The sequence below is a fragment of the Xanthomonas sp. F4 genome, from assembly GCF_011761895.1.
Window position 1 is genome coordinate 101,632 of record NZ_JAASQX010000005.1, and the last position, 19,943, is coordinate 121,574.

General features: G+C 69.3%; 19 protein-coding genes. 10 read left to right on the forward strand and 9 right to left on the reverse strand.

From position 1 onward, the window contains the following. Positions 1 to 42: 42 nt before the first annotated feature. The 3 genes from FHR66_RS16255 to FHR66_RS21145 form a co-directional block, all read right to left on the reverse strand. Complete coding sequence (locus tag FHR66_RS16255; RefSeq protein ID WP_160967112.1) at positions 43 to 948, reverse strand: recombination-associated protein RdgC; 906 nt, start codon at positions 946 to 948, stop codon at positions 43 to 45. Between the two features lie 112 nt (positions 949 to 1,060). Next, on the reverse strand, positions 1,061 to 1,936 hold the full coding sequence (ttcA, locus tag FHR66_RS16260; protein ID WP_160967110.1) for a tRNA 2-thiocytidine(32) synthetase TtcA: 876 nt from the start codon (positions 1,934 to 1,936) through the stop codon (positions 1,061 to 1,063). Between the two features lie 44 nt (positions 1,937 to 1,980). Continuing rightward, positions 1,981 to 2,106, reverse strand: coding sequence for a hypothetical protein (locus FHR66_RS21145; protein ID WP_255419573.1), 126 nt, complete (start codon positions 2,104 to 2,106; stop codon positions 1,981 to 1,983). Between the two features lie 148 nt (positions 2,107 to 2,254). Here FHR66_RS21145 and FHR66_RS16265 point away from each other — a divergent pair, with 148 nt between their 5' ends. Then, positions 2,255 to 2,617, forward strand: a complete 363-nt coding sequence (locus tag FHR66_RS16265; RefSeq protein ID WP_160967108.1) for a VOC family protein — start codon at positions 2,255 to 2,257, stop codon at positions 2,615 to 2,617. A 15-nt stretch (positions 2,618 to 2,632) separates the two neighbouring features. On the opposite strand, the gene FHR66_RS16270 is transcribed toward FHR66_RS16265, so the two are convergent. Next, positions 2,633 to 3,541: a DUF6624 domain-containing protein gene (locus FHR66_RS16270; protein WP_237475320.1), complete on the reverse strand. Its 909-nt coding sequence runs from the start codon at positions 3,539 to 3,541 to the stop codon at positions 2,633 to 2,635. A 201-nt stretch (positions 3,542 to 3,742) separates the two neighbouring features. On the opposite strand from FHR66_RS16270, the gene FHR66_RS16275 reads away from it, so the two are divergent. The 5 genes from FHR66_RS16275 (at position 3,743) to FHR66_RS16295 (ending at position 11,142) form a co-directional block, all read left to right on the forward strand. Further along, complete coding sequence (locus FHR66_RS16275) at positions 3,743 to 3,901, forward strand: DUF2256 domain-containing protein (RefSeq protein ID WP_160967106.1); 159 nt, start codon at positions 3,743 to 3,745, stop codon at positions 3,899 to 3,901. A gap of 52 nt (positions 3,902 to 3,953) precedes the next feature. Next, a complete protein-coding gene (locus FHR66_RS16280) occupies positions 3,954 to 5,504 on the forward strand; it encodes a cryptochrome/photolyase family protein (protein WP_160967104.1) in 1,551 nt (516 codons plus the stop codon). A gap of 292 nt (positions 5,505 to 5,796) precedes the next feature. Then, on the forward strand, positions 5,797 to 7,383 hold the full coding sequence (locus FHR66_RS16285) for a choice-of-anchor Q domain-containing protein (RefSeq protein WP_160967102.1): 1,587 nt from the start codon (positions 5,797 to 5,799) through the stop codon (positions 7,381 to 7,383). A 571-nt stretch (positions 7,384 to 7,954) separates the two neighbouring features. Continuing rightward, the gene (locus FHR66_RS16290) at positions 7,955 to 10,159 is read left to right on the forward strand and encodes a methyl-accepting chemotaxis protein (RefSeq protein WP_160967100.1); all 2,205 of its coding nucleotides are present in this window, start codon (positions 7,955 to 7,957) and stop codon (positions 10,157 to 10,159) included. A gap of 419 nt (positions 10,160 to 10,578) precedes the next feature. Beyond that, entirely contained in the window at positions 10,579 to 11,142 is a 564-nt protein-coding gene (locus FHR66_RS16295) for a DUF6891 domain-containing protein (protein ID WP_160967098.1), read from the forward strand. Between the two features lie 42 nt (positions 11,143 to 11,184). On the opposite strand, the gene FHR66_RS21150 is transcribed toward FHR66_RS16295, so the two are convergent. Next, a complete protein-coding gene (locus tag FHR66_RS21150; RefSeq protein ID WP_456361773.1) occupies positions 11,185 to 11,415 on the reverse strand; it encodes a hypothetical protein in 231 nt (76 codons plus the stop codon). Between FHR66_RS21150 and FHR66_RS16300 the strand changes: the two genes are divergently transcribed. Next, entirely contained in the window at positions 11,414 to 11,887 is a 474-nt protein-coding gene (locus FHR66_RS16300) for a hypothetical protein (protein ID WP_456361774.1), read from the forward strand. The two genes, FHR66_RS21150 and FHR66_RS16300, sit on opposite strands and share 2 nt — an antisense overlap. Positions 11,888 to 11,899: 12 nt before the next feature. After that, positions 11,900 to 13,291: an XVIPCD domain-containing protein gene (locus FHR66_RS16305; protein WP_160967094.1), complete on the forward strand. Its 1,392-nt coding sequence runs from the start codon at positions 11,900 to 11,902 to the stop codon at positions 13,289 to 13,291. Between the two features lie 136 nt (positions 13,292 to 13,427). On the opposite strand, the gene bamE is transcribed toward FHR66_RS16305, so the two are convergent. Next, complete coding sequence (bamE, locus tag FHR66_RS16310) at positions 13,428 to 14,006, reverse strand: outer membrane protein assembly factor BamE domain-containing protein (RefSeq protein ID WP_160967092.1); 579 nt, start codon at positions 14,004 to 14,006, stop codon at positions 13,428 to 13,430. Positions 14,007 to 14,170: 164 nt separating this feature from the next. Between bamE and FHR66_RS16315 the strand changes: the two genes are divergently transcribed. Both FHR66_RS16315 and FHR66_RS16320 read left to right on the forward strand, forming a co-directional pair. Further along, on the forward strand, positions 14,171 to 14,374 hold the full coding sequence (locus FHR66_RS16315; protein WP_160967091.1) for a DUF465 domain-containing protein: 204 nt from the start codon (positions 14,171 to 14,173) through the stop codon (positions 14,372 to 14,374). Continuing rightward, positions 14,371 to 14,949 (forward strand): DUF488 domain-containing protein, encoded by a 579-nt coding sequence (locus FHR66_RS16320; protein ID WP_160967089.1) that lies wholly within the window; start codon positions 14,371 to 14,373, stop codon positions 14,947 to 14,949. The genes FHR66_RS16315 and FHR66_RS16320 overlap by 4 nt, the downstream gene beginning before the upstream one ends. Before the next feature lie 87 nt (positions 14,950 to 15,036). On the opposite strand, the gene FHR66_RS16325 is transcribed toward FHR66_RS16320, so the two are convergent. The 3 genes from FHR66_RS16325 to FHR66_RS16335 all read right to left on the reverse strand — a co-directional run bounded on the left by FHR66_RS16325 (position 15,037) and on the right by FHR66_RS16335 (position 19,733). Beyond that, positions 15,037 to 15,903 (reverse strand): DUF2884 family protein, encoded by an 867-nt coding sequence (locus FHR66_RS16325; protein WP_184448868.1) that lies wholly within the window; start codon positions 15,901 to 15,903, stop codon positions 15,037 to 15,039. Positions 15,904 to 16,128: 225 nt separating this feature from the next. Then, complete coding sequence (gene plsB / locus FHR66_RS16330) at positions 16,129 to 18,795, reverse strand: glycerol-3-phosphate 1-O-acyltransferase PlsB (protein ID WP_167087952.1); 2,667 nt, start codon at positions 18,793 to 18,795, stop codon at positions 16,129 to 16,131. Next, positions 18,795 to 19,733 carry a hypothetical protein gene (locus tag FHR66_RS16335; protein ID WP_160969188.1) on the reverse strand — a complete coding sequence of 313 codons (939 nt, stop codon included), beginning with the start codon at positions 19,731 to 19,733 and terminating at the stop codon, positions 18,795 to 18,797. The genes plsB and FHR66_RS16335 overlap by 1 nt, the downstream gene beginning before the upstream one ends. Between the last annotated feature and the right edge of the window lie 210 nt (positions 19,734 to 19,943).

The following is a 19,943-nucleotide window of genomic DNA, read 5'->3' on the forward strand; positions in this document are numbered from 1 at the left end:
GGGGGCGCACGGTGACAGCCGCGTGCGGCTGCCTCCGCCGCATCAGTCGGCCTTGCTCAGCTTCAGCGCCTCTTCCAGCAGCAGGAACAGGCGCCGCACCTCGGCGCTCATCAGCGCGAAGCGCGCGTCCAGCTCGGCGCGCACGCCGTCCTGGTCGGCATGCTCGAGCTGGTCCAGCGCGCCGTCGAGGAACTTCAGCTTGCGGATCACCAGATCGTCGCCGAGCACGAAGGACACGTGGTCGTCGAGCACCAGCGCCAGCTTGGTGACCTGCTTGCCGGCTTCCAGGTGCTTGTCGATCTCGTCGCAACGCAGTTCCTGGTGCTGGCACTTGACCACCGCGCCGCCTTCGATCGGGTCCTTCATCTCGCACTCTTCGCCCAGGCTCAGGCCTTCGGGCAAAGGCTCGCCGGCGATCCAGCCGGTGAGGATCGAGCGCGGCGCCACTTCCGCGTTCAGCGGCAGCGCCGGGAAGCTGCCGAGCAGGCCGCGGATCTCCGACATCACGTTTTCGCCGGTCTTGCGGCTGGAGGTGTCCACCGCGACGTAGCCGTGCTGCAGGTCGAGCATGGCGTCGGTGCGCGAGGACTTGACGAAGGCGCGCGGCAGCAGCTCGTGGATCAGGTCGTCCTTGAGGCGCTTGCGCGCGCGGCCGCCGGGGCGCCGGCCTTCCTTCTCCTCGATCTCGGCGACCTTGCGCGCGAGCAGGTCGTTGACCACCGAGCCGGGCAGGATCTTGTCCTCGCCGCCGACGGTCAACCACAGGAAGTCGGCGATGCGGTGCGAGAGCGCTTCCTGCTCGTCGCGACCGAACGGGGAGATGAAGCCGCGCGAACTCATTTCCAGCGGGCCGACCGATTTGAGCTGGGCCTCCGGCAGGAGCTTTTCGACCTCGGAAAAATCGAGCGTGGTGGGGAAGCGGAACAGGGTCAGATTGCGAAAGAACATCGAGCATCCAGCTGAAGGAAACGGAACGGTCCGGCGGCACGCGCCGGGGAGCGGCGGCCATTGTCGCATCGCGCCCGCCCGGGCACCGCATCGGGCGGTTCAGCGAGGGGCCTCAGCCCGGCGCGTCGTCCGCCCAGGCGGCAGCCGGGGCGCTCGCCGCGCCGCCGAGCGCGGCGAAGTCGAACAGTGCACGGTCGGCCAACTGCGCCGGATGCACGTTGCCCAGGGCGCGGGCGATCTGCTCCACCCGCCCCGGATGCTCCCGGTCCCACTGTTGCAACAGTTGCCCGACCTGGCGGCGCTGCAGCGTCTCCTGGCTGCCGCACAGCGTGCAGGGGATCAGCGGGAACGCCTGCGCCTGCGCGTAGGCGGCGATGTCGTCCTCGCGCACATAGGCCAGTGGCCGGATCACCACGTGACGGCCGTCGTCGCTGCGCAGCACCGGCGCCATCGCCGCCAGCTTGGCGTGGAAGAACAGGTTCATGAAGAAGGTGGCGACGATGTCGTCGCGGTGGTGGCCCAGCGCGATCTTGGTGAAGCCCTGCTCGGCGGCGTAGCGGTACAGCGCGCCGCGGCGCAGCCGCGAGCACAGCGAACACAGGGTCTTGCCTTCCGGCACCACCCGGGTGACCACCGAGTAGGTGTCCTGTTCGATCACATGCCAGGGCACGCCGCGCTGGCGCAGGTAGGTCGGCAGCACGTCGGCGGGAAAGCCGGGTTGCTTCTGGTCCAGGTTCACCGCCACCAGTTCGAACGGCACCGGCGCCTTGCGCTGCAGTTGCAGCAGGATGTCCAGCAGGGTGTAGCTGTCCTTGCCGCCGGACAGGCACACCATCACCTTGTCGCCGGCGCCGATCATGCCGAAATCGGCGATGGCCTGGCCGACCTGCCGGCACAGGCGCTTGCCCAGCGCCGCGGCGTTGCGCGCGCTGGGCGGTGCGGGATCGGCGAGCGGTTGCAGCGGCGGCAGGGGCAGGGACGAGGTCATCGGCGGTAGTGTAGTCGGCGCGGCACGCGCGGCGGCGTTGCGGGTCACTCCAGTCCCGCCACCGCGACCGTCCTGAACGTGCCGGTCAGGCCGGCAATGACGGTGCCGAGGCCGCGCAGCTCCTCGCTGTTGTTCGCGCAGAAGGACAGGCCGTCCGCGGTGCATTGCATCACCGCGGACTGTATCGGCCGCGCTGGCGCCGAGGCAGTGCCGTCTTCCGCGAAGGACGCGCATCCGGCGCGGTCCGTCCTCCGCCGTCATGCCGCACCGGGACCGGCCCGCTACACTCGCCGCTGGCCACGCACGCAGGGTCCTCGCATGTTCAAAAACCTCATTCCCAAGATCTTCTACGAGCGCCTGCAGGACGGACTGGCGTTCTTCGTCGATGGCCTGGGCTTCCAGGTGCTGTATCAGGACGAGACGATGGCGGTGATCGCGCGCGACGGCGCCAAGGCCTACCTGGTGGAAAACGCGGAATGGGCGGCGAAGGATCGGCCGGAACTGGGCATCGAAACCGACCGCATCGACGCGATCCATGCGGAGTTGTCCGCACGCGCACCGCAGTGGCTGCATCCCAACGGCCGCACCGTCGCGCTCAAGCCCTGGGGCGCGCGCGAATTCGCGATGCTGGACCCCACCACGGTCTGTGTCGTGTTCCGCGAGTGGCCGGCGCAGGAGTGACGGCGCCAGGTGCGCTCATCGTACGGGCGCGTGATAGACCTCGGAGAGGAAGGTCTTGTACTCGGCGATCGGCGGCAGGCCCATCGTCGCCCGGCGCGCATCCAGGCCATCGACGTCCTGGGTCCGGTCCAGGACCATCGTGCCGTCCGGCTCGGTTCTGAACTGCGTCCCGTAAAGCTGCGGCTTGCCCTGGTGCAGCAGCACGCGATCCTGCAGCATCGCAACGTCGGAAGGATCCGCTTCCTTCTGCGCCAGGGCGGACTGCATCAACGCGAGCACCTGCTCCTGGAAGCCCGGGTCCAGCGTGGCGTGTTGGGCGATCAGGAACGCTGCCTTGGATCCGTCTTCGCCCACCGATGTGCGCGTCGGCCATCCGTTCTTCGTCACCACCGTCTTAAGCCAGGCGGTGTTGGCCCGGTCAACCGCCACCGTCCGTTGCCATGACGCGGGGGTGTTTCCCTCGTCGATGGCCTTCTGTCGGACGGCCTGGTCCTTCTGCACACGTGCCAGCAACTCCTGCCGCAGCGGCTGGTCGACGCGTGCCTGGCGCGTCGCATCGAGCGTCTTGGCACGTGCGAGCAGCGACGGCCACGTCGGCAAGCTGCGCAACCGGTTGAGACCGGGCCGATCCTTGTGCATGAGCTCCTCTACATCGATGCGGCCTTGCGCCAACCGCGTGTCGAGCACCTTCAGGGCCGCCTCGGTCCTGCCGGCGGCGGCCAGGCATTCGACGTAGAACAGATCCGCCCCGCTCGGCAGGCCGGCCGGCGCCCCGTCGATTCGCGCCAAGGTGTCGGCGCAGGTGCCGTAGTCCTTCGCGTCGTACGCCGCAACCGCGTCCGTGATGCGAGCAGGCTCCGCAGCCGAGACCGGCGCCGCGCTCGCGGCCAGCAATGCAACAAACAGCACGTATCCCCGGTGCATAACGGACCCACTCTGTCGTGATCGCGCGGCGCGCAGCGTGGGCGGACAGTAGCGCAGTCCGGTCTCAATGGCGGCATCTGGTCGCCGTTGCGCTCTGCCCGCAGCAGAGTGTCTCGCCAAGGGACAGCGGGGCACACTATGCATACGCCGGTTGTCGGCCCCGGCCACGCCGGTCCATCCCACACCGCCCGGGGACCGAGGATGCGCAAGAAACACGAGTTGCCGGAAAAGCCCTGCCTGCATTGCGGCTGGCCGTTCCGCTGGCGCAAGAAGTGGGAAAAGGTCTGGGACGATGTGAAGTACTGTTCCGACCGCTGCCGTGGCGAGCGCAAGCGCGTGTCCGTGCCGGGGTCGCCATGAGCCGCAGCATGGCGCGCCGCCGCGGTGCGTGGTCGCACGCCGGCCACGCTGCATGAGTCCGATGCAGCCCACCGCCCACACCTTGCGCCTGGTGCTGGGCGACCAGCTCGATCCCGAACACCCGTGGTTCGACGTGCGCGATCCCGGCGTGGTCTACGTGCTGATGGAAGTGCGGCAGGAGACCGACTACGTCCTGCACCATGCACAGAAGATCCTCGCCATCTTCGCCGCCATGCGCGCATTCGCCGCCCAGCTGCGCGCGGCGGGCCACCGCGTGCGCTATGTGGCGATCGACGACGCCAGCAACCGCCAGTCCATCCCCGCCAATCTCGCTGCGCTGATGGCGCACTACGGTGCGCAGCGCCTGCAGTACCAGGACCCCGACGAATGGCGCCTGGACCAGCAACTGCGGCAGTGGGGCGCGACGCAGGCCTTCGCCACCGAAGCGGTGGACAGCGCGCACTTCTACACTCGCCGCGGCGAACTGGCGGAGTTTTTCCGTGGGCGTCCGCAGTGGCTGATGGAGCACTTCTACCGGCACATGCGCAAGCGCCACCGGATCCTGCTGGTGGCCGACGGCACGCCCGAGGGCGGGCAGTGGAACTACGACCACGATAATCGCCAGCCCTGGCCCGGTGATCCGCCGCCGCCGCCGGATGCGCGCCCAGTCCACGATCACAGCGCGCTGTGGGCAACCATCCAGGCGGCCGGCGTGGACAGCTTCGGCCAGCCGCAGGCAGATGCGGTGCGCTGGCCGCTGAACCGCGCCGAGGCGCTGGCCTGCCTCGATCGCTTCATCGCCGACGGCCTGCCGCACTTCGGCCGTTACGAAGATGCGATGAGCACGCGCAGTCCGCGCCTGTTCCATTCGCAGCTCTCCTTCGCCCTCAACACCAAGATGCTGCGGCCGCAGGAAGTGGTGCAGCGCGCGCTGGCGGCCTACGACGCCGGCACCGCGCCACTGGCGGCGGTCGAGGGCTTCGTTCGGCAGATCCTGGGCTGGCGCGAGTACGTGCGCGGCATCTACTGGGCGCACATGCCCGACTACGCCGCACGCAACGCGCTCGGCCACGACACGCCGCTGCCGGCCTGGTTCTGGACCGGCGACACGCACATGCGCTGCCTGCACCACGCCATCGGCCAGTCCCTGCACGACGCCTACGCCCACCATATCCAGCGGCTGATGGTCATTGGCAACTTCGCTTTGCTGGCCGGCCTGGATCCGGCTGCGGTGCACCGCTGGTACCTGGGCGTCTACATCGACGCGTTTGAATGGGTCGAGCTGCCCAACACGGTGGGCATGAGCCAGTTCGCCGACGGCGGCCTGCTCGCGACCAAGCCCTACGTCAGCAGCGCCGCCTACATCGACCGCATGAGCGACTACTGCCAGGGATGCCGCTACGACCGCAAGCAGAAGACCGGCGCGCGTGCATGTCCATACAACGCACTGTACTGGGACTTCTTCGCGCGGCACCAGGACACGCTGGGGCGCAATCGCCGCCTGGACATGGTCTACCGCCAGCTCGGCAAGCTGCCGGCCGCGCAACTGCAGGCCTTGCGCACGCATGCGCAACACCTGCGCGGACGCCTGGACACGCTGTAGCGCGGGCCAGGCGCTTCGCGCGCACGTACAGCAACCGGATGCGCTGCCGGAACGGGCCCTGCAACGCACCCAAACCGTGCCACGCGCCGCGCATCGTCGCGCTGTCGCATGTGGTGTGTGCGCAATCGCGCGATCTGCTACCTGCGTTCTGGTCGATCGACACGCGTTCAAGCACCCTATGCCGCCGGTCGGCCCGGCGGCCGTCCTGCACTCGAGGTGTCAGCGACATGCATGACAGTCGAATGACTGTCGCGTGTCGCGTTGTTCCCCCGCAACCCTATCGAGCACGATCATGACCACGACGCGTTCCCTGAAAGCCAGCGCGCATGCTGCTGGCGTTATCGCCCTGATGACCGCCGCCACGGCGATCGCCGCCGTCCCCGCGGCGCCACAATGCAGCGTGCCGCAGGCTTGGGCGCTCCCGACCGCGGCCACGGTGGTCGGCAACGGCACGCAGGCCAGCTGCACCGCCAGCGCGCTGGCCGCCGCCGTCGCACAAGGCGGCTACATCACCTTCAACTGCGGCACCAAGCCGACCAGCATCGCGATCGACCGCTCGATCACCATCGCGGCGACCACGCCCACCGTGATCGATGGCCAGGGCAAGATCACCCTGGATGGCGGTCAGTCCACCCGAATCCTGCTGGTCAATGCCGGCAGCGCGCTGTCGGTGCGCAACCTGAAACTGCAGAACGGCAGTTCGGTGCAGCCGGCATCGAACCAGGCCTACGACCCGGGCACCTGGGGCGGTGGTGCGATCAAGGTCGGCTACCGCGGCAAGCTGGAAGCCATCAACAGCCAGTTCCTGGCCAACCGCAGCAGCATTGGCGGCGGCGCGATCTTCGCCGGAAGCGACGCCGAGGTGACCATCGTCCGCAGCGGCTTCTACAAGAACACCGCCTGGCTCGGCGGCGCGCTGTATACCCAGCTCAGCCGGCTGACCATCGTCGGCTCGGAGTTCGCCAACAACCAGGCGATCAATGCGCCGCAAGGTTTCCCCGATGCCGGCAACTTCGGTGGCGGCGGGGCGATCGACACCGACGGTGCGTCGCTGGCCGGCTATCTCAAGGGCGGCGTCGGCAGCGGCGGCACGCTGGCGATGTGCGGCACCGTGGTCCGCAACAACGTCGCCGCCAACGGGTCCGGCGGTGCCACGCTGTGGGCGTATGCGCCGGACACCATCGACGTGAAGTACTCCACCTTCGCCAACAACGTCGCCACCGGTGGCCCGGGCGGCGGTGCGCGCATCAGCATGGGCTTCACCGATACCTCGCATGCCGGCACCGCCATCACCACGCCGGGCACCATCAACATTGCCGAGACCAGCTTCCTGTCCAACACCGCCGAACAGGGCAACGCCGGCGCGCTGTACCTGGATTGCTACGGCGCCTGCGATGTCAGCAACAGCACCTTCCACGGCAACTCCGCCAAGGGCGTGGGCGCGGCCATCCAGCATGTCGGCTGGCAGCCGGCCAACGGCGACCAGGGCAGCCCCAGCGTGCGCTTCAACAACGTCACCTTCGCCGAGAACACGCCGTGGGTGACGCTGTTCGGCGACAAGTTCGACATCCGCAACAGCATCCTGTACTCCAAGACCGAGCGCGTGTTCTGCAACAACCAGAGCAACACCGGCAACAATCTCATCGAGTACTCGGCCAAGGGCGCGGTCTGGCCGAACGCCTGCCTGGCGACGGGCAACGTGAAAGCGGCCGATCCGCTGCTGTCCGCCCCTGCGAACAATGGCGGACCGACGCTTACCCAGCTGCCTGCGGCCAACAGCCCCGCGCTGAACGCCGGCGCCGGCTGTACCGCCATCGACCAGCGCGGCAATCCGCGCAATACCGCGGTGTGCGATCTGGGCGCGGTGGAGATCAAGTAAGCCGATCTGCCGTCGTTAGCCGCAGGGCAGTGCGCGGTCGCGCCGGCTTGGCCGATGCGACCGCGCGTCCGTCGCCGGGATGCGGAGAGCGTGCGATGACGCCGCTTCCCGCGCAGATGCGCCGATGCTTAGATCCGGCAATGCGGCACCGGGCGGCGCGACGGTGCCGTGCCGCACCGCGCTGGTGTCGGGTCGCAGACCAGTCCGCTGCATGCGGCCCCCGCGCCGAGCGATCGCGCCGCGACCGTGCGCTCGACATACGCCGCACCCTGTCCGGTGCGCCTGCCAACGTCTGTCAGGCGGCGGCCGACGCCGTGCAGACCTCACCACCGCTGCAGACATGACCGCGCGTTGCAGTGCGCGCCAACAACGCCATTCGAGCCTGCCGCGCGCGCCGCGGGCAATACGGTGGCGTATCTTCTTTCGTGGGCATCGGCGGTGCCGCGCGATGGCGCGGCGCCGGCGACGCCTGTGCCTGCGACTTTCCGGATTTGGGACCTGGGTCGCTCGCAGAGGGTCAAGTTCGCGATGCAGATACCGATAAAGGTACCCCCCTCGCGAGTCCCCCCCGATGCATTTCTTTCACTCCTTCAAGGTGAGTCAGCGCCTTGCGCTGTCGTTCGGCCTGCTGATCGTGCTGCTTGGCGCTTCCTCTACCTTGGCGCTCTACCAGTTCCACAACGTGCGCCAGGCGGTCGACAAGATCGTCCACGAAAACAATCAGAAGACCGGACTGCTGTACACCATGCTGCGCAACAATATGAGCGCGGAGCGCTACCTGCGCGACATGATGCTGTCGCCGGCCGACAAGCGTCCGGCGATCGCCGCCAAGATCCAGGAGATCCGCGCCGACAACGACCGCCTTCGCCAGGCCCTCGACGCCCTGCCAGGCACGGCGGCAGGTCTGGCCATGCGTAAGGAGATTCATGCTGCGCAGGCGGCGGCGCGGTCGGTCAACAGCCGGGTACTGGCGCTGGCCAGTTCCGGCGAGATCGAGGCGGCCAGGCAACTGCTGTACGGTGAAGCCGCGCCGTTGCTGGCGCGGCGCGTGGAGGTGATCCAGAACGCGGTCGATCTGCAGATCCGGCAGAACGCGCTCAGCTCCGAGCAGATCCAGGCGGCCCTGCTCTTCAGCAATCGTGCCTTGATCGGGTTCGGCCTGCTGGCGGCGGTGCTCGGCGCGACCTTGAGCGTGCTGATCACCCGCAGCCTGGCCGGACCGCTCGGGCGCGCGACCGAAATCGCCGAATCCATCGCTCAGGGCCGGCTGGACCATCGCATCCCGCCGCAGCCCAAGGATGAGACCGGCCGCCTGCTGACCAGCATGGACCGCATGCAGGCGCAGCTGCAGGCGGTGATGGCGGCGCAGTCGCAGATGGCCAGGCACCACGAGCGCGGCGACGTCAGCCAGCGCATGGACGAGCACGCGTTTCCCGGCGAGTACGCGCGCATGGTGCGGGAGAGCAATGCGTTGCTCGACATGCACGTGAGCCTCCAGCAGCGCTTGCTCGAGATCATGGGACGCTATGCGATCGGCGACCTGTCGCAGGACATGGATCGCCTGCCCGGCGAGCAGGCCGCGCTCACCGAGACCATGGACCAGGTCAAGCGCAATCTGTCGGCGATGAATGCCGAGATCGGGCAACTGGTCGACGCCGCGGCCGCCGGCGACTTCGCCGTGCGCGGCGACAGCGCGCGCTTCCAGTACGACTTCCGCGACATGGTCGAGGGGTTGAACCAGTTGATGGCGACCACCGACGGCAACCTGCAGGCGTTGTCCAAGCTGCTGCAGGACATCGCGAGCGGCGACCTGACCACGCGCATGGAGGGGCAGTTCCAGGGCGTGTTCGCGCAGATGCGCGAGGATGCCGATGCCACCGTGGCCCAGCTGACCGGGATCGTCGGCCGCATCCAGCATGCGTCCGGGCAGATCACCGGCGCCGCCGGCGAGATCGCCGCCGGCAACGCCGATCTCTCGCGCCGCACGGAGCAGCAGGCCGCCAGCCTGGAGGAAACCGCCGCCTCGATGGAGGAACTGACCTCCACCGTGCGCCAAAATGCCGAACGCGCCAGCCAGGCCAATCAGCTGGCCATCGGCGCGACCGCGGTGGCCTCGCAAGGCGGCGCGGTGGTGGCCCAGGTCATCGACACGATGAACGGCATCCAGACCTCGTCCCGGCGGATCGCCGACATCATCAGCGTGATCGACGGCATCGCCTTCCAGACCAACATCCTGGCGCTCAACGCCGCGGTGGAGGCTGCGCGCGCCGGCGAGCAGGGCCGCGGTTTTGCCGTGGTCGCCAGCGAAGTGCGGGTGCTGGCGCAACGCTCGGCCGAGGCCGCCAAGGAGATCAAGCAGCTGATCGACGACTCGGTGAGCAAGGTGGACGCCGGCTCCCTGCTGGTCAACAGCGCCGGCAGCACCATGCACGAGATCGTCGTCAGCGTGCAGCGCGTGACCGACTTCATGACCGAGATCTCGGTCGCCTCGCAGGAGCAGTCGAGCGGCATCGAGCAGGTCACCCAGACCATCACCCACATGGATCAGGCCACGCAGCAGAACGCCGCCCTGGTGGAAGAAGCGGCGGCGGCGGCCCAGTCAATGGAGGAGCAGGCGATCCAGCTCAGCGACGCGGTGAAGGTGTTCGTCCTGTCCGGCAGCAACGGGGACCTGACGGCGCGGCGCCAGGCCAAGCCCTTGGGCACGGCCGGTACCTCGACCTCCCGGCGTGGTCCGCGTCAGGTGGCGCCGTTGCTGGTCGAACAAGCCTGCTAGGAACGCCGAGATGGCGCGCGCTGCTGGCCGCAGCGCGCTCGCCACGGCTCTTCCCGGTTCCCCCGGGAGAATGGTACACGGCGTGCGTTCGCAGGAGCGCGGCCCATGGTCGCGGATGATGTTCATGGTCCCGCCAGTTTCCGTCGGCTCGGCCGCCTGCTGTTCCGTCGTGGAGCAGCGTTGCGCGTGCGTCAGGCGGACATGCAAGACGAGGCTAGGCAGGCGTCTCGCAGCAGGGACGCGCCGGCGTCAACAGTCAGCCAGTGCGTCGGCTCCCGCTCCTGCCGGCGTCTGCAAAGCAGGGGGGCGATGCGGGGATCTGCTACGACGCAGAGACCTCCTGCGACCCATCCCGAGGCGCTGCAGCGACGGCTGACGTGTGGAATCATGGATGGTCCCGAAAGCCCGCAGGCGCTGCCATGAACGAATCCGATGCCTACGTGTACGACGCGATCCGCAAATGGGTCTGGTCGGGGTTCTACTCCCAGGACGAGATCCAGGAGATGATCGAGGACATCCTCGAAGAGGACTGCGACGAGGCGATGCTGCGCGCCTCGGTCGCCAGCCAGTGGCAGGCCAAGCAGCAGGCCGAGCAGACCTGGCCGGCGCAGACCGATTGCGACCGGCTCGATGCGTTGTTCGAGCGGCTGCACGAGACCGGCATCTGCGCCCTGGCCAATGCCGGCTACACCATGTCCGACGGCCACGTCGAAGTGAACCAGGCGGTGGCCGACACGCCGGACCGGCGCTACCACGGCTACTGCTTCTATCACGGCCAGGACATGGAGCGGGCGATCGACGGCGGCGGGCTGATGCTGGCATTCGGCGATCTGGACGGGCGCGAGGACGCGGACCTGGCGGTCGGCCAGCAGGTCGCCGCAGCGTTGCGCGCGGCAGGCTTCACCGTGGACTGGGACGGCACGCCGCGCAAGCGCATCGACCTGCCCGGCTTCGTCTGGCAGCGCCGCGCCGATTGGGATTGACGCAGCGGCGCAGCCCTGGGCTGCCAGACGTCGACGCCCTGGCTACAATCGCACGCTCATGCCCGACCGCGTCCCGATGCGCGGAAGGCGTTTGACGGAGAGGCGTTTCATGGAGCGGATGTTGTATCGCAATCGCCGCAGCGCGCGGCACGCAGCCGGCACGCGCCCGGCGCTGCGCGCGGCCTTGGTGCTGGCCACCACGTTGCTGGCCGCCTGTGCCGGCGCGCATTCCTCTTCCCCCTCGATCACCCCTGCAGACAAGGAGCGGGCCATGGCGGAGATGTCGCCAGAGCAACTGACACAAGGCGTAGTACGGCTGATCCTGGCGATCGGCGGCAAGCAGGATCTGGTCGCCACCCAGGTCGCCGCGCAGACCGGCGTGCAGGTCGAGGACGAGGGCGGTCACGCGTTCAGCGCGTCCGGCACGCTCGCCGGCGGTGGCGGCTACACCCTGGAATCGGTCGCCGATGCCGACGATGCACCGCCGTCGCGGCTGGACCTGCGCTTCACGCCCGCGCCGGGCGCGGCGCCGGCGCAGTGCGCGCAGTCGCTGGCGGGATATCGCCAGGCGCTGGTCGCCGCGGGCTTCGTCCCGCACTGGATCGCGCCGCCGCGCCAGGGCAGCGCCGGCCGCTGGCATTTCGAACGCGGCGCGGTCGCCGTGTACGCCTTCCTCGGCAAGGACGCTGGCGAACACGACGCGCAGGCGTGCGTGGAGATGCTGCAGATCCTGGTCGACGCATAAGGGAGAGCGGAGATGGCACACGACGACGAACGCCTGAAGGGCATGGTCGACACCTTCGCGCAGGCGCATCCGAGGGAAGGCCAGGCGCTGCGGCAGATGCTGGACAACACGCCGGAGCTGCGCTCGCGCGTGGAACAGGCGATCGGGCAACAGCAGCTGTCCGGCTTCGCGCCCAGCCCCGAGGCGGGCACCGGCTCGTACAGCCCGCGCACCGGGCAGATCGAGCTGCCGATGGACGTGCTGGCCACGGCCAAGATGAACGCGCCGCGCGACGATTCGGCCAACACCGCCCGCATCGTGCTGGGCCACGAGATCGGCCATGCGATCAACAAGGCCGCCATCGACCGCAGCGACGCCGCGTTCGCCGCCAAGGTCGACGGCCTCGCCGCCTCGCCCTCGCCGCACGACTACACCGCCACGCTTCAGGCCTACGGGCAGGAACAGCGCACCCGCGAGGCCAAGGACGAGATCGCCGGGGTCAACACCCTGGCCGACTACGTCACCCGCAACAACCCCAAGGCCACGCTCAAGGACCTGTACAACGCCAGCAGCGAGATGGCGAGCTACATCGACAAGCAGGGCGTGGGCAGCAAGGCCACCTACACCGCCAGGGACGGGCTGAGCTTCGGCAAGGATCTGAAGATCGACGCCGACAACCCCCGCAACGTGGAGGCGATGGGCAAGCTGTTCTACGACGCGCGCGGTTATCCGCAGAACTATGGCGAGCGCGCGCTGGCGCAGATCGCCAACGCCGAGGACCGGGCGCAGGCGCAGCACCCCGAGCGCACGCCGCCGGCGGTGCATGCCGACCTGAAGGCGGTCGGCATCGATGCCGCGCAGGTGCCGCGCGACCTGTTGCCGGCGGGATTTCGCGACGGTCCCGCACCGGCGCCGGCGCCGGCACAGCAGCCCGAGCCGCAAGCGCAACCACCCGCGCCGCGTGCCGGCGAGCCAGCTGGCGCTCCGGGCGCCGCCGACCGCGCCCTGCATGACCGGGTCCGCAGCGGCGTGGCCCAGGCCGAACAGGCGATCGGCAAGGGCTGGGACGACAACAGCGAGCGCATGACCGCCAGCCTGACCTTGCTGGCCAGGCAGAGCGGCTTCAGCGAGCGCGATCAGCTGTCGGTGGGCTTCAACCGGCCCACTGCCTCCCACCAGGGCGGCGAACTGGCGTTCGTGTACCGCAGCGGCGGCGATGTCTCGCCGGATCCCTATGCCAATCGCGCGCACATGCCGACCAGCGAGGCGATCGCGCGGCCGGCGCAGGAGACCTACCAGCAGCTGCAGCAACTGGGGGCGCAGCAGGGCCAGGCACAGCGCCAGGTGCAGGAGCAGGAACAGGCGCTGCAGGCGTTGCAACAAGGCCCGACGCGGACCGAGCCGCCGCAGGTGTTGAGTCGCTGATTGCAGCGGGCGGCGGCGCGCCGCGCCGCATTCCCGGTGCGCCATGGTCGCGGCAGGCCGCGGCCATGGCGCACGGTTCGCGCCGCCTCCGCCGGATCGGGAGCGCGGCGCTATGGCGCGCAGTGACGCGCCGGGATTACGGCTGCCAGACCAGGTTCTGGGTCTTCGGATCGGCGGTGACCTTGTCGACCTTGCCGGCACCGTCGAAGGACACCTGGAACTCGTTGAAGCTGTCGAGCCAGTAGCGCCACAGCGGCGCGTCCAGGCTCGGGTTCTCGCTGCTGATCGGATAGCCCAGCGCCATCAGCACCTGCTCGCGGGTCATGCCCTTGGTCACGCGGTTGGCGGCGATCGCCTCGCGGATCTTCGGCGGGTAGGCGGCCAGCTTCAGCTTGGGATCCTGCGCGACTACGTAGCGCTGGGCGAAGGCCTCGTTGCCCAGGTCGCGGCTGTAGTCGTTGCCGATGGACTGCTTCTTGCCGTCGATCAACACATTGACGCGGTAGCGGCCATAGCCGGTCACCTGCACCGGGGTGCCGGCCGGGATCACCCGCTTGCCGTCTTCGGCGTAGTTGCTGTCGCTGATCCAGCTGCCGTCGCTGCGCATGTTGCAGCACAGGAAGCCGGAGAACTTGGTATCGGCCGCCGCGGCCAGTTGCGGCAGGGCTGCCGCCAGGGCGAGGGCGAGAACGAACGGGGAACGGAACGAACGCATGCTGACTCCTTTCGGCGCGGCGATCCTGCCGCGGGTGGCACGAGGGTGGGAGGGTGCCGCCTCCGCCGCGGCGCCCATGCGCATTGTGCAGGCTGGCCCGCGCCCGGGATAGCGGCGCGCTGCACGGTGACGACGGACCGGTGGCCTGTGTATGCTCGAACCTCGTGGACACCCTGACGCCCCCCGAGATCTCCCTGCGCATCGACGCCCTGCGTCGCGAGCACCGTGCGCTCGACGAACAGCTGCAGCGCATCCCGGCCAATCTGGACGACGAGTTGGAAGCCAAGCGGCTGAAGAAGCGCAAGCTGCAACTGAAGGACTGCATCCTGCGCCTGGAGCATCTGCTGATCCCCGACGAACCGGCGTGAGCGCGGCGACCTTCTTCAGCGTCGGCCATTCCACGCGCAGCCTGGAGACCTTCCTGCAGATCCTGCAGGGCGCGGGCGTCACCCACCTGGCCGACGTGCGCGCGTTTCCGTATTCGCGGCGGTTCCCGCAGTTCGACGGCAGCGCGCTGGCGCCGGCGCTGGCTGCCGCGGGCGTCGCCTACCGGCATTTCCGCGCCCTGGGTGGGCGCCGCGGCAAGCAGCCGGGCGTCGATCCGCAACGCAACGGCTACTGGCGCAGCGTCAGCTTCCACAACTACGCCGACTACGCGCTGGGCAGCGAATTCGCCGAGGCCTTGGCGGAGTTGCAGGCCTTCGGCAATGACGGCGCCTGCGCGGTCATGTGTGCCGAGGCCTACTGGCGCCAGTGCCACCGCCAGATCATCTGCGACCACCTGCTGCACCATGGCCACCCGGTCGTGCATCTGATCGATGTCGGCCGCCAGGAGCCGGCGGTCCCCAACCCGGCCGCACGCGTCGGTGCGCAGGGGCAACTGACGTACCCGCCCGATGCGGCCGATCCCGGGCCGCGCACTGGGGATCTGTTCGAGGCCTGAGCCGCGCCTCGGTAGCAGGGACCAGGGTGTTTGGCACGTCGTTTCAGGAGTCCACCGCGGATCGCGACACGCGCTGCAGCGCCGGACTCACTTCTGTGGGACCGGCGGCACCGCGACCGCGTTGCCGCGCGGCGCATCGATGCTGGTGACGCTGGTGGTGCCGGGCCCGGTCACGCCGTCCTGAGTCGCCACGAGCAGGCGCAGCGGCTGGCCGTGATAGCGGTACTCCAGCGCCTGCTGCAACTGATCCAGGTGCGCGACCCGCGTGCACAGCGCCGCAGCCTTGGCTTCGACGCGCTTGCTGCGCGCATCGAGGCGGGCGTCGACGGTGGCGTCCATGCCGTCGGCGCGCTTGTCGATGGCCTCGGCGCGGCCGGTGACGATCTGCCACATCATGTGGCGGGCGATGCTGCCGGAGAAACTCTCGGCCTGGGTCTGAACATAGCGTTCGAAATTGCTGTCGAATGCGGTCTGGTCCCAACGCCCCATGCCAAGCGTTCCGTCGACGTACGCATTGGCCTGCTTGCGTAACCGCTCGATCTTGCGCGCGTTGCCGGCGCTGCCGGTCAGCACGTCGACGATGACGCCGAGCACGTCGTAGCTGAGGTCGACCGTTTCGTGCGAGAGATCGGCCACTTCCGGCATCAGCGCGCGGGTCTCGCGCTCCATCTCCAGCAGCCGTTGCGCATCGGCCTGGCCGATCTGCTGCACCCGATGATCCACGCTCAGTTCGCCGGCGTGGAAGAAGACCTCGCGCGGCCCCTCGCCGCCGTCGCGGGTGAGCCAGATGCCGCCGCTGTCGGCCAGCACGTTGAACGGCGTGCTTAGGCCGCACTGGCGCGAGGACACCTGCGGCCGATGGTCGTGCTTGCCATCGGGTTCGCCCTGATCGGCCCACGCGGGTCCGCTGGAGGCGGCAAGCAGCAACAGGACGAAGAGGGGAGCTGTGCGCATTGCCGGAATCCGCAGCAGGGAGTCTGGAGCATGCTCGCGGCGGCACCGGCCCGCGGTCGCGTGTCGGAAGTCACTGTGCCGCGCCGCAGCGATAGCGGGTCGCCCTTGTGTTTGACGCGTCGCCACGCGCCGCGCCGCAGTGATAGACGGGCGCCCTCGTGTTTGACGCGTCGCCACTCGCCCGGATCCCACCGCGTCACGACTGGACGTGCGGCAACCGCCGCCTCAGTCCTGCGGCACCGGCGGCTCCTCCACCTTCGCCGCTTCCGGGCTGACCCGCTCGATGGTGTGGCGCAGCTCGCGGCCAAGAATGAACTTCGCATCCTTGGCCCACGCGTCCAGCCGCTCGTCGAACACCAGCTTGCTGTTCTCGTCCGGCCACACCAGCTTCAGTTCGCGCAGCTTCTGGATGAAGCCGCGGAACAGAGTCTTGTCGAAGAACTCCGGCGCGGCCGGTGCGTACAGCAGGCTCAGGCGTTGCGCGGCCTGCTGGCACAGGCTCTCCAGTTCGCCGGCGCCGAGCTTGCCCGGGCCGTTCTTCACCAGCACCGAGATGGCGATGTAATAGCGCTCGAACGCCTGTTGCAGCGAGTGGCCGATGGCGCGCAGACGGAACACCTCGTCGGTCTGGCCGGTGTTGCGCGCCAGCACGCTGCCGTCGTCCTCGTTGAGCTGCAGCAGCAGGCCTTCGCGCACGAACACCTCGATGGTGCGTTCGATGCGCTCGGCGAACTGGTCCTCGCTCCATGGCAGGAACAGTTCCGACTGCAGGAACGGGTATACGGTGCGGCCCAGCCGCAGCAGGCCGGCGCGGCTCATGCGGCGGTTGTTCTGGAAGCAGCATGCCACCCACGAGGAGGCGGTGAACAGGTGCAGCACGTTGTTGCGGAAATAGCTCAGCAACACCGCGTTGTCGCCGTTGACGCTGAGCACGTCGCCGAGCGGATGCGGCGTGCGGGTGAGCACGTTGATCTCTTCGGCGTGGGCGATGATGCGCTCGGGCGAGTGCGGGGTCACCGTGACCCGGTCCGAGTACGGCAGTTCCGCCAGCAGCTTCTTGCACAGTTCGATCTGCGCGATCAGGTCGGCCTCGCCCATGGCGTGCTTGGGCGTGGACAGCAGCGCCAGCGCCAGCAGGTTGACCGGATTGACGTCGGCGGCGGCGTTGATGTGGACCTGGATCTGCTGCGCCAGCGCATCGACGGTGCCGTTCAACCAGGCCGGCTTCTCGTCCTCGCCCAGCGGCCGGCCATCCCATTCCGGCGCGCGCTGCGCCAGCACCTGGCTCAGCGGGATCGGCTCGCCGAAGTTCACCACCACCTGGCCGTAGTTCTGCTTGAGCACCTTGGGGATGCCCCACAGCAGCGCCCAGATCGATTCCTTTTCCTTGGGCCGGCCGCTGAGTTCGTCGAGGTAGCTGTTGCCCTCCATCAGCTTCTCGTAGCCGACGTAGATCGGCTGGAACAGCACCGGCTTGCGCGGCTGGCGCAGGAACGCGCGCAGGGTCATCGCGATCATGCCGCCCTTGGGCTGCAGCAGCCGGCCGGTGCGCGAGCGTCCGCCTTCGACGAAGTATTCGATCGAATAGCCGCCGGCCACCAGCTGCGCCACGTACTCGCTGAGCACCGCCGAGTACAGCGCGTTGCCCTTGATCGAGCGACGGATGAAGAACGCGCCGCCCTTGCGCAGCAGCGTGCCGACCACCGGCAGGTTGAGGTTGATGCCGGCCACGATGTGCGGCGGCACGATGCCGCGTTCGTACAGCAGGTAGCTCAGCAGCAGGTAGTCCATGTGGCTGCGGTGGCTGGGCACGTAGATCACTTCGTGCCCGGGTGCGGCGTCCTTGAGCTTGTCCAGGTGGTGGACCAGCACGCCGGCATAGATGCGGTTCCACACGTGGGTCAGCAGGAAGCTGGCCGAGCGCACTACCGGGCTGGAATAGTCGGCGGCGATCTCCCAGGCGTAGGCGTGGGCCTTGCGCCAGGCATCCACCGGCTTGCTGTTGTCGCGCTTGGCCTGCGAGGCGATCGCCTCGCGCACCGGCTCGGCGGCCAGCACCTGGTCCACCAGCAGGCGCCGGGTCGACAGGTCCGGGCCGATCACCGCCTCGCGGATGCGCCGGAAGTGCGTGCGCAACACGCGCTGCAGCTTGCGCACGGTGCGCTCGGGCGGCAGCCCTTCCTCCACCGTCTGCCGCATCGACACCGGCGGGGCGAAGCGCACGATGGTGCTGCGGCCGTTGAGCAGCACGCCGAGCAGGCGTCGGAAGCTGCCCACCAGCGCCCAGTTTTCCGAGAACAGCACGGCGAACCAGCCGCTCTGTTTGTCCGGGGCGCGGCCGACGAAGATCGACACCGGCACCAAGTGGATGTCCAGGTCCGGGCGCAGGCGGTGCGCCTGCAGCAGCTTGGCCAGCGAATCGGAGTGGGTCTTGGCGCCGCGCTGCTCCGGCAGCAGCGCGTGGTTGCTGCTGCGCCGGGACAGCGCCAGGTAGGCGCGCTTGCGGCCCAGCGGGTCGCCGGGCAGCGGCACCAGCGGCGAGGGCAGGCCGGATTCGCGGCAGGCCTTGTCCAGGATCAGCGCGTTGGACAGGCCGTAGTCCTCCAGCACGTACACCACCGGGCGGCCGTCGTTGTACTGGCCGGGCTCGGCCGGTTCGATCTTCAGCCCCAGCCAGGGGTCGGCCAGGCGGCCGAGCAGGCGCGCCCACAGCGGCCCCTTGGCCTGGCGTGGGGCGGTCGCCGCCACCGGCAGGGCAGCGGCAGTCGAAGCGGGGGAGGCGCCGGGGTCGGCCGGGGAGGCGTCGGCGGGCGCACGTGCCGCGTCGGCCGCGCGTGCAGCCGCGGCGTCGTCGGGGAACGGAAGGGGGTTTTGTTCTGGCATCGGGGCCATTATCGCTTAGCCGGCGGGGCGGGGTCGGCGGCGGGTGCCGTGGCCGTGTCGGCGGTGCCGGCGCTGGCCGCCAGCACTGCATCCGCCTCGCTCAGGGTGTCGCGCAGGTACCAGTGCCCGTCGCGGCGCACCAGCACCGCGGTGGTGTCGATCTGTTCGCCGTCCAGCGGGTACTGGATGCGCACCACGGCCTGGTCGCCCTGCTGGTTCACCAGGCCGGTGCGCAGCGCACCGGCGCTGGCGTCCAGGTCCAGGCCGTAGTCGGCCAGCACCGCCTTGAGGTCGGCCAGGAACGGGCCCAGCCGGCGCAGGCTCTCGTCCATGCCCAGCTGGCGCAGGTCGGCATCGCTGCGCACGCCGGTGCGGCGCGCGGCGGCGCACAGCCGGGCGATCGCCGCCTGGGCGCGCTTGCGCTCGGACAGCGGCGCGCGCGCTGCCCACGCGCTCAGCGCCTGCACCAACTGCACGTAGTGGCCGCGCTGCTCGGGCGTGTAGTGGCCCTGATTGCGCAGGAACTGCACGCCGAACAGGCCCAGCGAGTGCGCCGCCTGCTTCAGGCTCGCCGCCTGGCCGCCGAACTGCGCATCGAAGGCACGTTGCAGCTGGCGCTCGGCGTCCGGCGCGGCGAGCGTGTCGAGCACCTCGGGCAGGCGTTCGGCCAGCGGCAGTTCGGTCAGCGGCCAGCGGCTGCGGTCCTCGCTCCAGGCCTGCTGCAGGCGCTGGTACTGGGCCGGCGGCACCGCGGCCTGGGCGTAACCGAGCAGGTCGTTGCGCTGCAGCGCGTGCGCCAGCGTGCGCACCGCCGCGGCAGGCTCGGCGCTGGCGCCGGGCAGTTCGGCGGGCGTGCGCTTGCATCCGCCCACGGCCAGGGCGAGCATCGCCAGCAGCAGGATGCACAGCGCGCGCGAGGAGATGACCCGGGTCGGGCAGGACGACATACGGTACGGGCTCGTTCCCCAAAACGTCCCGCATCTTGCTGGGCGCGGGCGATTCCGGCAAGCCGGACGGTACGGCAGTGCGGAGGCGACCCGGCAGGCATCCAGGGGGCGGGGCTGTCGCGGCAGGACATTTCATGACCCGGCCTGGGACTGCCGGGACAGACATGTCGGCGGATCGCCCGATGTGCCAGGGGATTGCACATGTTGCAA